General features: G+C 33.0%; 14 protein-coding genes and 1 pseudogene. 8 read left to right on the forward strand and 7 right to left on the reverse strand.

Translation table 11 applies throughout. The features are described 5' to 3' along the window. Positions 1 to 415 precede the first annotated feature (415 nt). On the forward strand, positions 416 to 778 hold the full coding sequence (locus MKY06_RS28690; RefSeq protein WP_223269032.1) for a hypothetical protein: 363 nt from the start codon (positions 416 to 418) through the stop codon (positions 776 to 778). Between the two features lie 83 nt (positions 779 to 861). Here MKY06_RS28690 and MKY06_RS28695 read toward each other — a convergent pair whose 3' ends face one another. Continuing rightward, positions 862 to 1101 (reverse strand): hypothetical protein, encoded by a 240-nt coding sequence (locus MKY06_RS28695; RefSeq protein ID WP_098278661.1) that lies wholly within the window; start codon positions 1099 to 1101, stop codon positions 862 to 864. A gap of 317 nt (positions 1102 to 1418) precedes the next feature. On the opposite strand from MKY06_RS28695, the gene MKY06_RS28700 reads away from it, so the two are divergent. Further along, on the forward strand, positions 1419 to 1730 hold the full coding sequence (locus tag MKY06_RS28700) for a hypothetical protein (protein WP_041816897.1): 312 nt from the start codon (positions 1419 to 1421) through the stop codon (positions 1728 to 1730). 214 nt (positions 1731 to 1944) lie between these two features. Further along, positions 1945 to 2781: an STAS domain-containing protein gene (locus tag MKY06_RS28705; RefSeq protein ID WP_098197827.1), complete on the forward strand. Its 837-nt coding sequence runs from the start codon at positions 1945 to 1947 to the stop codon at positions 2779 to 2781. Between the two features lie 198 nt (positions 2782 to 2979). Here the strand turns inward: MKY06_RS28705 and MKY06_RS28710 are convergent, their stop codons facing one another. From MKY06_RS28710 to MKY06_RS28720, 3 genes are all read right to left on the reverse strand, one after another. After that, a complete protein-coding gene (locus MKY06_RS28710) occupies positions 2980 to 3825 on the reverse strand; it encodes an STAS domain-containing protein (RefSeq protein ID WP_098278662.1) in 846 nt (281 codons plus the stop codon). A gap of 200 nt (positions 3826 to 4025) precedes the next feature. Next, entirely contained in the window at positions 4026 to 4157 is a 132-nt protein-coding gene (locus tag MKY06_RS28715; RefSeq protein ID WP_074684494.1) for an FbpB family small basic protein, read from the reverse strand. 428 nt (positions 4158 to 4585) lie between these two features. Then, the gene (locus MKY06_RS28720) at positions 4586 to 5638 is read right to left on the reverse strand and encodes a fatty acid desaturase (protein WP_098278664.1); all 1053 of its coding nucleotides are present in this window, start codon (positions 5636 to 5638) and stop codon (positions 4586 to 4588) included. Between the two features lie 929 nt (positions 5639 to 6567). Between MKY06_RS28720 and MKY06_RS28725 the strand changes: the two genes are divergently transcribed. After that, a complete protein-coding gene (locus tag MKY06_RS28725) occupies positions 6568 to 6771 on the forward strand; it encodes a cold-shock protein (protein ID WP_053488357.1) in 204 nt (67 codons plus the stop codon). Between the two features lie 341 nt (positions 6772 to 7112). Here the strand turns inward: MKY06_RS28725 and MKY06_RS28730 are convergent. Further along, positions 7113 to 7347, reverse strand: a pseudogene (locus tag MKY06_RS28730) (cold-inducible protein YdjO-related protein). 256 nt (positions 7348 to 7603) lie between these two features. On the opposite strand from MKY06_RS28730, the gene MKY06_RS28735 reads away from it, so the two are divergent. From MKY06_RS28735 to MKY06_RS28750, 4 genes are all read left to right on the forward strand, one after another. Beyond that, on the forward strand, positions 7604 to 9004 hold the full coding sequence (locus MKY06_RS28735) for a DEAD/DEAH box helicase (protein WP_053488356.1): 1401 nt from the start codon (positions 7604 to 7606) through the stop codon (positions 9002 to 9004). Positions 9005 to 9539: 535 nt separating this feature from the next. After that, on the forward strand, positions 9540 to 9728 hold the full coding sequence (locus MKY06_RS28740) for a hypothetical protein (RefSeq protein WP_053488355.1): 189 nt from the start codon (positions 9540 to 9542) through the stop codon (positions 9726 to 9728). 452 nt (positions 9729 to 10180) lie between these two features. Next, complete coding sequence (locus MKY06_RS28745; RefSeq protein ID WP_223269028.1) at positions 10181 to 10711, forward strand: hypothetical protein; 531 nt, start codon at positions 10181 to 10183, stop codon at positions 10709 to 10711. Positions 10712 to 10976: 265 nt separating this feature from the next. After that, positions 10977 to 11174: a hypothetical protein gene (locus MKY06_RS28750; RefSeq protein WP_053488353.1), complete on the forward strand. Its 198-nt coding sequence runs from the start codon at positions 10977 to 10979 to the stop codon at positions 11172 to 11174. Positions 11175 to 11405: 231 nt separating this feature from the next. Here MKY06_RS28750 and MKY06_RS28755 read toward each other — a convergent pair whose 3' ends face one another. After that, positions 11406 to 11900 (reverse strand): DinB family protein, encoded by a 495-nt coding sequence (locus tag MKY06_RS28755; protein WP_053488352.1) that lies wholly within the window; start codon positions 11898 to 11900, stop codon positions 11406 to 11408. Between the two features lie 657 nt (positions 11901 to 12557). Next, on the reverse strand, positions 12558 to 12851 hold the full coding sequence (locus MKY06_RS28760) for a hypothetical protein (RefSeq protein WP_053488351.1): 294 nt from the start codon (positions 12849 to 12851) through the stop codon (positions 12558 to 12560). Between the last annotated feature and the right edge of the window lie 186 nt (positions 12852 to 13037).

A 13037-nucleotide genomic window follows, 5' to 3' on the forward strand; every position in this document is an offset into this window, starting at 1 on the left:
ATGTTATTATCACTTATGAAACCCATAATAATAATGATGTGGTTGCTATTTATTGGGAGTGTGATGATATTTGTTTTTAATTCATTTATGTGAACCTTGTAATGTTGAGGAAATAACAACTCAAATAGATCCGAAATATAAATGCCCTAAGTGTGGGCTATTGACTGAAGATAGATGGATTGATGAAGAAAAGGAGTATGAATCGTGAGCTTTAAAAGGGAGAATTAAATACTTTATACATATAAAATATACGTAACTAAGCGTCCTTAAAGGAGTTATTTAATGAACCTTCCTAATGGAGTAACCGGTTTTCATAGTTCAATAGATAATAAACCGAATGAAATAGATGAGAAACATTTTAAAGATATATGCTTCAATTTAGTTAGAAAAAATCAGGGAAGAATATTAGACATTGATGAATCAAATTATGTTCTTTACAAACTTATTTAATAAGGAAAAATGCAAACATAATACATATAAATTAGAAGCTGATTTCTCCGCAGATCCCATCTGGTGTAATGATTGTGGAGAAAACCTTGATCTTGAAGAATTTCCTTTGTCTGAAAACCTTAAAGGTGAGCTTGAAGAGTGGATTGATGATTATGGAAACTGGATTGATTTTGATACCGATTCTTTAAGGGAAAATGGAATAGAAATGGAAACTGAATATAACAAAAAAGGTCTACAGCTCTTTGGACAAGTAAAAAAACAATTAGGTATAGACTATCCGATTGTTTTTGTTCCTTCTAAATCAGGAGAACTATACAAAGACCTATAAGAAAAATAAGCAGTCCTTAATAAGAGGACTGCTTATTTTTCACGACCGATAACACGTTTTATGTTAACTTTAAAAGTGGATTATTAATCAGTGACTTCTTCTTCCACAATACTTATTATTCTATACCAAGCTAAAGATGTAGTTTCCATATCCGGAAAATGTTCAATGTGGCCCGTTTCAACATTCTTCAATTGAAAAGTCTGTAGTTCTTTAGAATAATTGAGAGAAAAGGTATTATTTCCACTACAAAAGGCATGAGTGATTTCACTATCTTCATACCGTAATAAAGTTTCTAACATTTCTTTGATTTTAATTATTGTCATCTATCACCAAAACCCCTTTCTCACTATTTAAAAAATTTTTACTAATTAAAGTTTAATCCATTTTAACATAGGGTATATTTATAAGTTATTACCTCCAATAATTGAAATAAAGATTTCAAAAATGAAATAAATTTGTAAAAAAACAAAAAAATGTAATGTTATATTGAGGATAGGTGCTATATGACGGATGCAACATAGTTAGCAATTTTCAATATATATGGTAAAAAAGATGGATGTAAAATACATGTTTTGAGGGTAAAAATAAAAAGAGTCTCATTTAAAAATGATATTTTTAAGGAGGTAGGAGGTATCTGAAATTGAGTAGTGCATCTAGATTCAAAATGCGAATTTACAGCCCTCGGTGGGGACTTAAGGACCTTTATCATTTTAAAAAAACAGAAGGGGGTTGGACGTTTGAAAACTATAGATGTAAGGGTGAAGTAGATAAAGGCGGTAATCCTTTATTTTATAAATCCCTTATTACTGAATCCATTTCCTATCCTGATCATCTAGAGGTTTATATTTCTAATGCATGGGAGAATGTTAACACGTTAAATAAAGAACAAGTGCAGAACATTTTTGATGAACTATCTGAATGGATATCAGCCAGTGAAAATAACCTCCATTGACCCTTTATCATGGTGAAAGAAGTGTCACTACCATGGGCATGTTCAAGATTTACCAATTGGTTATAAAAGTATTAGCATTTCTTATCCAAAGCCATATCTATTGGGGATAGTACAAGGAAGACTTTTCTTTATAGACAATGAAAAAATGACATTTCACTTTGGGATATTGATTATTTAAAGCTAACTATAATCAAAAAAATAAGGGGGATTTAAAATGGATATTATTTATAATCAGAGAGAGAAAATGACTGATTTTATTAGAGACAACAAACAGAATTTTCAGGATAAACTTTTATCAGAGGCGGTTAACGTTGCCTCTAAGATTAATGACATTTTAGAAACTGGAAATATTGATCTTTTAAAAAATGCTCAAAAGTTATCTCTATATGTCGTGGAGCAAAAAGAGGAACAACTCATTACTTTCGCTCAGCAAGAAGGCGTAGCCTGGGCGAAGCACGCCTTAACTCTTGCCTTCAAACTAGAATGGGTACAGGCCATTAGGCGAACATTGTGGCATTTTATCTATCAATATGATCGAATAAATAACCATTTTAATAGCCGTGAAGAATTTTATGCCTTAGAGAAGCGTATTAATGATAAGATTGATCAATTTCTTAACACTTTTCTAATTAGTTATTCCAAATATAAAGATGAATTAATTGCCTCCCAGAGGGACTTAGTGGAACATCTATCGGTGCCTATTATACCCCTTAGCCAATCTGTAGCTGTATTACCGTTGACAGGAATGGTGGATACATATCGTATCCAAACGATTGAGGAGAAAGTACTGACAGGCATATCAGATTTAAAGATTCAAACATTAATTATAGATCTTTCTGGAATTGCTAACATGGAGATGCATGTCATTGATCATTTTCAAAAGATATTAACTGGAATTTCAATGATGGGATGTAAGGCTATTCTTACAGGTTTACGTGCGGACCTGGTGCGGACAATGATTCACTCAGGAATCTCCTTTGAAGAAAGGGCAGAAACAAAAGGGACGTTACAGCAAACATTAAAAGAATATCTAGAACTCTACCAGATGTAGGAGGACTAGGGAAGTTTACTCTACACACAGAAATGAAAATGAATTTATGAAATTAGAATTGTTTTTGAAAAAATAAATCAGTATTCAGAAAAGCCTTATAGTAAGATATAAGGCTTTTTGTGCCTAGAAATAGTCTTATGTTAAGTAGTTTTTTGAAGATAAATAGAATTCAATTCATACACTATTAGGTGAGAATATTTATTCTAAAGTATCTATAGTTAAATTTAAACTAAGAAGTGCTTGTTCGAGGTTTGATTTTACAGTTATTTTACTAAAATCAATTCCAAGTTGTATCATGGTCTGAGCAACTTCAGGGCGGATACCAATTAACATTGTTTTTACCCCAAGTAAATCTAATGCCTCAATGATTTTAAAAATTTGATGGGCAACCATAGTGTCCACAATCATAACACCAGAGAGATCAAATAGAAGATGAGATAATTTCAATTCATTTGCTTTCTTCAACGTTTCGTCTAGTAAGAGAGTAGCTCTTTCCGTATCTACCTCTCCAATTAGAGGGAGTATGGCAATTCCTTTTGTGATAGGGACCATAGGTACAGATAATTCAAGGAAGGCACTCTTTGCTTTTTTTAATGTTTCATGATGGAATTTAACATAAGTCAAACTAAAAGCATAAACAGCTTTATCTAATAAAGGGTCAATAATTGAGCTTAATTCAAATACCATGTCTATTGACATGTTGTGCTTTTTTATTTCTTCTTTAAGTACTTCCCATATGAATTTTCGGTAATAGGTCGTATCTTCTAAAGCCTCGCTCAGAGAAATACCTAGATTTGATGCCAATTCTCCTGACTCTTTTCCCCATTTTACTATTTGATCAAAAATTATTTTTTGATCGTGTTTTAACATAATAGCTTCTCCAAAATAGTTGATGAAGTTTGCTCTCATTTCAATAATTTTTTCATTTGTAAGATTGTAATTTCTTGTTTGTTTAAGGTCTACCATTCTATTTGTATGTACTTTATGCGCAATTTCATACTTTTTTTCTCCGATTTTTTCTCCTAGAAAGTGCAAATTATTCATTAAATTTTGGCCTCCGATCTTTCCTTATCTAAAAAGGTAATTTTCATTATTTTAACATTTAAAATAATGGCTACATAATTAGTTTTTTAAGATAATTAGATTGTTCCCAAGGTAGTAAAAGTCATTTTAATTAATTCTTTAATTTTGAGAATTCGCTTTATGTTAACTAGCTCTATAAACTACAAATAAAGCTAGCTGTGTTAAGCTAGCTTTATATTTTCATGGCGTTTTTCTATAAGTTTTTCAAGTTTTTCAATTGCTTGTTTATCTTTAAGCAATTCTTCTTTATTCTCTTTTACTAGATCTTCAAATGATTTTGTATGCTTACGCATGTTAGCACTTCTTTCTTTTGTATTGGATCGCTTTAACTATACCTTATCTAGGCAATTTTAGGTAATAAAACAACTTCACTATTTACAATGGTTCCCGTACAAAATAAGTATATCCTATTTATTTTCTCCAATTTTGAATTTCGATAAGATTCCCTTCAGGGTCTTTTGCAAAAACAATAGTTATAATACCAATATCTCGTTATTTTTCCAACTATCTCCTCCACTCTTGGTACAAAAACCAGAACTTCATGAGTGATGATACTAAAAGACGAAAAGAAATGATTTAATAGTAAGAAAATCTGACAAAGTGCTCAAGTGAAAAAGCCCGAATAAGGGACACTTTTTATGTAGTGACCCTTATTCGGGTTATAGTTCAGCTAATCCAGGTATTTTTTTATTAAAATTGAATGATTTTATCGTATGGATATTCAATTTTTATCGAGGTTTGGTCTTTTGTTATTCAAATTCACACGCGATTTTTTATTGTCTAGTAGATGCTTAATTTCTTTGAAGCTTACAAAACGTTTATTTTTTTGATCTAAAAGTCGAAAACGAAGAGACTTCAAGCTTGTGCTTAGTGTAATGGTTGTTGCTTTCTGTAATGGTGGCGTAGACTCATGCGCCTTTTCTAAATTATAGTTGGGAACTCTTGGAGCCAAATGATGTACATGATGGAAACCAATATTACCTGTTACCCATTGTAAAACTTTAGGGAGCTTGTAATAGGAGCTACCATCAACCGCAGCCTTCACGTAATCCCACTCCTTTTCGTTTTCAAAGTAGGAATCCTCAAATTGATGCTGTACGTAAAATAGCCAAATTCCAAGTGATCCTGCTACAAAAAGGATAGGAGCTTGAACGAGCAGAAAAGCTTGCCAACCAATACCCCAACATAAAAGTGCATACACCGCAACAATTGAGAAATTGGTTAAATATGTGTTCAAACGTTCCCTTCGTTTCGCGTCTTTTCGATTCAATCGGTTAGAAACGAAGAAAAGATAAATCGGACCTAATCCAAACATAACAATTGGATTGCGGTAAACTCGGTATGCTAACCGGCCCCAGTAGGAAGCTGCAACATACTCATCAACTGTCATGACCCACACATCACCAGTTCCTCGTTTATCTAAGTTGCTACTCGTAGCATGATGAATGGAATGGCTTCGTTTCCACTGTTCATAAGGAAACATGGTGATAACCCCACTGATTGTACCAAGGATATTATTCGCTTTTCGGCTTTTGAAAAATGATTGATGACAACAATCATGGAAAATAATGAAGATTCGGACGACGAACCCAGCTGTAAAAATAGCTATTGGCAGTGTTAGCCAATAAGAAACGGATAAACTTTTATAAGCTAGAAACCAAAGTAGTAAAAAAGGAAGGAATGTGTTTATCAATTGCTTTATACTCGATTTCGTATTGGATTTTTCAAAAGGTGCTACATTTTTTCTTAATTCAGTCGTTTTTTGTTTACTCATGTGTTCCTCCTTACATCTTTACCGTGTTTAATATTCAGCTCTTCTTTGTCTTTATAGTAGAGCATAGTACCTGGTAATGAAAGATATAAACGTCAAGTAACTAGTATGACAACTGTCATACATGTGTGTATGTATTTTCTTAATGAAAGGAAAAGGGTGTGAAGAAAAATTCATTTTCATTAAAGTATTAGCATTATTTTAGTTACAACTATTTAAAAGTGCTCATAAATGTGTACCTTTCCAACAGACTTTGAGCCACTACTTTTTAAATATAATGCGAACAAAAAACTACCTCCCCTATGATGACTAAGGATGGTAGTTTTTCAGAGCTATGAATGTTCAACTGTCGTTCATTTTGGTATAAAAACTCTTTAACAATTTCATCATCTCACGCCCCGATGTTCTAGACAGTTTATCATTACCTTCATCTTCATATGTACTCACATACCAGCTGCCCTTGTCATCTTCATTTAACCTTTATACCTTATCGTTTCTACTATCTGTATAAAAATCTCCATCCTTCAGTCTCAAATAATCCTCCCCCTCTATCACGTATATACCCGGTATTATACCCAAGATATCAATTTTATAAAAAATTTCATCTACACAAAACATCAGGTTTCTTAATACGCTTACTCTTTTGTATGTAATCTACATAGGTGCACAAATGGTGAAAGTCAATTGAATTTATGTACTACTAGTAGATCTTAAATTAATCTTTTTACAATAGAATTTCCACACTTGAAAGGGCCATTTTTCCTGTATTTGCTATATTCGGTTTTATATGTTACAATTAAGTTAATTATTTTTGTTCGGTGTAGGATTAAGAGAAGAGAAATCTCTTCCATAGAAATTTTCATCTTAAGATAGTATGTTTGGACAAGGGTAGTAATACAAGTGTGGAATATTCCACACCAGGAGGCAATATTATGGAACAAGGTACAGTGAAATGGTTTAATGCGGACAAAGGGTTCGGTTTTATAGAAGTTGAAGGCGGAGACGATGTATTCGTACATTTCAGCTCTATTCAAAGTGAAGGCTTTAAATCATTAGACGAAGGTCAAAAAGTAACGTTTGATATCGAACAAGGGCAACGTGGAGCACAAGCTGCTAACGTTCATAAAGTAGCATAATCAAAATGAGTAAAAAAGACTCCACCTGGGAGTCTTTTTTTACTTTTGATTCCACTAGCTAAAAAAAACAGGTTTTTGTTCAATAACTTAAGAAGACGTGATTTTTAAAAGGATTACTTGGAAAATAAGTTTAAAAATTGGAGAACGAACTCTGATAAAGGATCCCTATCTACTTTTAAAATCTCGGCATAATAGAAAAACGAACGGTACAAGGTTTAGACTAGTTAAAACATACACTGGAAACATAAAGAAAATAAGGTATACCAATTTGTTAAGAAGTTTAATTGTAGTTAAAAAAATCAGAAGTTTTTGGTAATTCACACAAAAATGTGGGGTATGAATTATTTTTGATGGGGATTAGGGGACTCATCTAAAAACCGTTCTCGAGCTCTCATTTTATGGACACACAAAGGACACTTTTGATGATTTTGATAAGAGAAATTTTTTTCTCATCTAACCATTACACTCTTCTGATTGACATTCCCAAATTTCTGTTCGTTCTTTAGGTAAGGGCTCTTGATTTTTCTTCCTATGGTTATAATACTTAACTACATCATCCCTCCTCCTAAATAGTATACCTTTTAAAAAAGAAATATCAGGACCCCTATCTTTCTAAATTAAACCACTTTTTATAGGTACTATAAGAAATTATAAATACACTTAGGCGTGGATAAAATAAGGCATGAATTCGCCTTGTACGGATACGTTAGAACAAGATGTTCGTTGATAGTAACATTGATTTATTAATACGCAGGGATGAAAAAGCAACAGCTCTTTTTGAAGAGTGCTTTGCTCGTTCTTGAATTTGAGTAAAAGAAGGAGCACGAAACAGTTGAAAAATTTTTCTGATTTTCACTTAAGTAAGGACATTGAAAAGGCCATTCATAACTTGGGTTTTGAAGAGGCTACGCCAATTCAGGCTGAAGCTATTCCAATAGCTATGACGGGTAAAGATCTAATTGGACAAGCTCAAACAGGGACTGGAAAGACAACAGCTTTTGGTATACCCCTTATTGAGCGAGTTGAGCTTGATGAAGAAGCGATTCAGGGAATCGTTCTAGCGCCGACGCGTGAACTGGCGATTCAAGTAGCTGAGGAATTAAATCGAATTGGGCAGGTAAAAGGAGTTAAAACGTTACCCATTTATGGGGGGCAGGACATTAATCGTCAAATCAAGGCCCTTAAGAACAGACCGCATATTATCTCGGCAACCCCTGGACGTCTTATGGACCATATGAAAAGAAGGACGATTCGTTTAAATCATATTCGTACTGCTGTTCTGGATGAAGCAGATGAGATGTTAAATATGGGCTTTATTGAAGATATCCAAACAATCCTTGGTGGGATTTCTTCTCCCCATCAAACCTTACTATTTTCAGCAACCATGTCCAAGCAAGTACAAGGTTTGGCGCAGAAATTTATGAACAATCCTGAACTCGTGAGAGTAAAAGCGAAGGAGTTAACAGTAAAGAATATTGAGCAACGTTATGTGGAAATTCCAGAGAATCGAAAGTTTGATGTTCTTTGTAATCTTGTAGATCTTCAAGCACCAGATCTTGCTATTGTGTTTGGACGAACAAAAAAACGTGTGGATGAACTTGCCGAAGGGCTAAAAAAACGTGGGTATGCAGCAGAAGGCATTCATGGAGACCTTACCCAATCAAAACGTGCCGATGTGATTCGTCAATTCAAGGAGCATACGATTGAGATTATGGTCGCAACCGACGTTGCAGCAAGAGGACTTGATATTACAGGTGTTAGTCATGTCTATAACTTTGATATTCCTCAGGATCCTGAAAGCTATGTTCATCGTATTGGTCGAACAGGACGGGCAGGTACTAAGGGATTGGCGGTTACATTTATAACCTCGAGAGAACGTAATCACTTAAAAGTGATTGAAGATGTCACAAAAACAAGAATGTCTAGACAATCACCTCCTACTTCTAGTGAAGTAATGGCAGGAAATCAGGAAGCAATTATACACCGCGTTTTGAACACCATCGACAAGAAAGAGTTCGGGGAATATAAACATGTGGCGGAAAAGTTATTAGAAGAAGTGGATTCTGTTACTTTATTGTCAGCCACTTTAAAGCTCTTAACAAAAGAATCCAATATGGCTCCTGTCCAATTAACTGAAGTGGCACCACTTCGTAATGAAAAGGCAAAAACGGAGCATAAGAGAAGTAGAGGCAGAAAAGAAACAGTATGGCGTGAAAAAAAGTATAGAAAATAATCCCTTACTGTTTTATGACTATGTACTTCATTATTAGGTATTGAGGTTTATCACACCGTAAGGTGTCAAAATACAACTATCCCTTCGTGAACCAACTACCGAAGAAAGGTTGCTTACTTTTTTAACACATATACCAGAAAACCTATACGAATTGATGTAAGCCTTTCTCAGCTCCATTATAAGAATCACACGGCAACTTTAATTGTTAATCCTTATGATTGTGGAGAACTAAAAAAATATCAGGCAAAAGAACTGGGTAAAAATAAAGAATCTTAGGAGATTTTAATTATGTCTTAAGATAAATTTTATTATTTCTGATACGAGAGAGGATGAGGGCTATGAGCGTAAAACTATTTACTAATGGAGAAATAGTAAACATAAGAGTATCGAATGAATTAGTGACAATCTTAAAAAGTCATTATGTAAAAAACATGAAAAGATACTCTTATACGGTCAATAAATATCCAAGTACTTTTTTCTTTGAAGAAGAATTAATGAAACAAGAATAATAAGTAGATAAAGAGGTGCTACACCTATGCTTAAATTTAAAGTTATTTTTGAATTTATAAATGGCAGGACAAAGGAATTAAAATTTGAAGCCACATCAAAGAAAGAAGTCATCAGTCATATAACAAAATATGAAAGATTCATTTCGAATGAAAAAGAGCTAGTGCACATCAATTTAAATAATGTGGTACAGTTTATGGTTACAGAAGAAAAATAAGAATAATAAAGATAGGCATCTATTAATTGGGGTGCTTTTTATTTTGATAGAAATACTGATTTAAGAAATAAGCAACACTATAAGGTTTAGAGCTTTTTGATTCCATGACGTGTCATCAGTGGCAAGCACTTACGAAAAGCAGGTGATTTTTTTATAGGTGGTAGCTCTAAATCTGATATTATTAAGATGGAGAATGAGGACGTTTTAAAACAAGAAATTTCAAGCCATGAAGGTTGGTTTGAATTTAAAGAAATATTAACCAGTAAAAGAACTACAAAAGTGTCTGGGAGATTAGAGACATTGACTTATTTCTCAATTAGAGAATATCGAAAACCAACGGTAGGAAGATTTAATTAAATAATCTTTTAAGGATACTGATCCATCAGTTTCCTTTTTTATTTTGAGAAAACAGGGAATCTTTTAAGACTCGTCGTATTAATATAGATAAAGAGGTGGTTGAATTGAAACAATTAATTATCAATAATGTTGAATTTAACATTGAAAATTTCGAAGAAAAAACAATTACACATTCCACTACAGGTGAGCAGCTAAAAAGGATTGGTTTTGCATTTTCGGTTATAGGAAAAAAAGATTATAACTTATATGACTTATTTTTCGAGAGCCCCGATTTTGAACTTACTATTGTTGATACAAATGAGAAACTTAAAATGAAAAATATTTCACACAGTACTTTTTATCAAGCAGCAGAGATATCCGATGACACAAAAGTCGTATTTAGAATTAAGTTACAACAAGAACCAGCCAAAGAAAAAGAACTTACAAAAGATCAGAAGTTGATGGTTAATGCCGTAGATGAGGTTGTTTTATCTAGAGTAAGATTTAAAGCGTTAGAAGAAATACTAGAAGAAAAAGGATTAATCAAAGGTGATGAATTATTTGATAGGATTGAAAAAGTAGCTAAAAGAGACTTTGACACGTTAAAGAAAGAACTACTTTATGGTAAAGAAGAAATAAATACGTAAAAGCACCCCTGTTTTATCAAGGTACTTATTTATTTTTCCATAAAGAGCCTTTTCGTGTATTATTTCCGAGAACAGTCGTTATGTTAAGTAAATGATAAAGTAAATAGTAAAATCATTAATTTTACTATTTACTTTAAGTGTAGACAAAGGAGAATTTTTCACATCAGAACTCCTATGCTTAGTAGGCGGCTAATATCCATCTGTTTTAAAGATTTTTTGTCCTTTAGTGTCGAACATAGCAAGTCATGGGGAAGGGGCTGTTAATATGAATCTAAAAGATCAATTTGATAAAAACGAAAAAAGACTAACAATTACTAGAGAATTAATGGAGAATGCTAAGCAAAGAATCAAGTTATCTTCAGAGTTAGAGAAAGAATTGAATAATTTAGAACTTCAAAGAAGAATGAGGCAATTAGAATTCGAAAGTAAGGTACTAAAACAGCAAGAAAAAGAACTAGGTTAATTACTCTAGGACTTGGGTTCCGTAAAGAGACATTATGTAAACATAACATAATGTCTCTTTACGGAACTAAGCAAGCAAACGAGCCCTTGATGCATAAGGGCTCGCCTAAATTTATCATTTATACATCGTTGATTTATTAACATTTCGAGCTTTTGCTAAATAATACGTTCTACATAAGAAAGGAGAACTTTATGCTCCATTTCATTCAGAGACATCAATTATCGACTTCGATTAATCCTCTTCACCACTATTTTCTTTCCAACTTTTTTGTAGTTTCCGAATATAAATGATTTGACCAATGTGATATGCGTTATGAGTAGTTAAATTTCCAAGTACCTCCCACCACTTCACATGTGCAGAAAAACCATTTACATCTCTTTCGACTTTTTCCTCAGTTAATAACTCTTGCCATTGTAACAGTACTTCTAATAGTCGATCTTTTAAATGATCAAATGTTTGATTTTCGGCAATTATAAAGCTTTTATTATTATTTCCTATAGAAGGTACTGCATTGACATGAGACTTTTGATACCTAGTTTGCCATGTTTCATTCCAGTAAAGTAGATGTTGCACAACCTCAGCTATACTATTACTATCCTTGTTAGGCTTCCAAAAAGCTTCTTCTTCTGACAAGTTTTCAATTGAAGCTGAAAATGGCTGGTACCAGCTAGGGTCATTAGCATTTGCTAACAGCTGATCGGCTAAAACATCCTTCGCGTGAAACATGATTTCCATCCCCTTTATAAAAAATTCCCGATCTATTCACAAGAAAAATCAAAATTATGTAAAGATGCCTTGTTGAAAATGTCATAAATCTATTTTCTTTCCACTGACATACATTCTCTTATATATAGTTATTTTCCTTTTTCATTCAACCACTCCCCTTCATTTGTTTAACAAATAAAAACTATATATTTTTACATTAGAAGAAAATATTTTTGTTTATTTAAAGGGATTTTTGGTTCCTGTAACTGTGATTATGTTAAATAAGAGTGTATATAATATACACTAATTTTTTGAAGGATATACTAATATAGACAGTGTGCATGGAGCTTTCATACAGTTAATTCCTATAGATTATAGAAGGGAAGAATATGGAGAAGAAAAAAGAAACAAACGTGTTAAAGGATGTGGCTAAGTCTTTTGCATTAGGTTTACTGGGAAGAGATTCCTAGTTCAATTTCACAAGTGGTAGTGTATAATGAGACTACCTTGTAACAAATTCTTTTTTATCACACAGATGCTCCTGGCAGAGCGTCTTTTTTATTTATCCCTACATGAGAGCAACCGAAAGCTAAGTCGTTATAAGTCACAAGTGTGACTGTGGTGTTGGAATCGAAGCGTTAGGATCTCCCATTAAACTGTGAGCAATAAGACCGCCTTTTACACATTTACCGCACTTTCAACCTTCACCGACTTCAAACCCTCAAAGATACCTTCTTTTATGCTTTCTACATGTTTTTTCAACTCATCTAGACTAATTGCATCACTCCTCTTGATTTCTTTCTCTATGAGAGCGTTAAAAGCTCCATCAAGAGTGGTGTAATAACCGATTTGTTTGAAACCCCCTTCCGTTGTTACATTGCCTTGCTTATCCTTTTTGAGATACTTTTTATTTAAGATGATGTTAAGTGCATCCGATGTGATTTTATAATTTTGACCAACCATGATTTCCATTGTTATCTCTCCCTCAACAGCCTTTTTTTTGGCTTTAGCGATTTAATTAGTTCTTTTCTAAATGAGCTACCGCAATAATATTTTTTCACAGCGTACAATTTGAATATTTTATATTAATAGACTAATAAGACAATCTTTTAGTTTTCTTGCAACTATTCCATATATTCGTATATAATGTAATATTTA

The sequence above is a fragment of the Priestia sp. FSL P4-0332 genome, from assembly GCF_038005845.1.
Classification (GTDB): Bacteria; Bacillota; Bacilli; order Bacillales; family Bacillaceae_H; genus Priestia.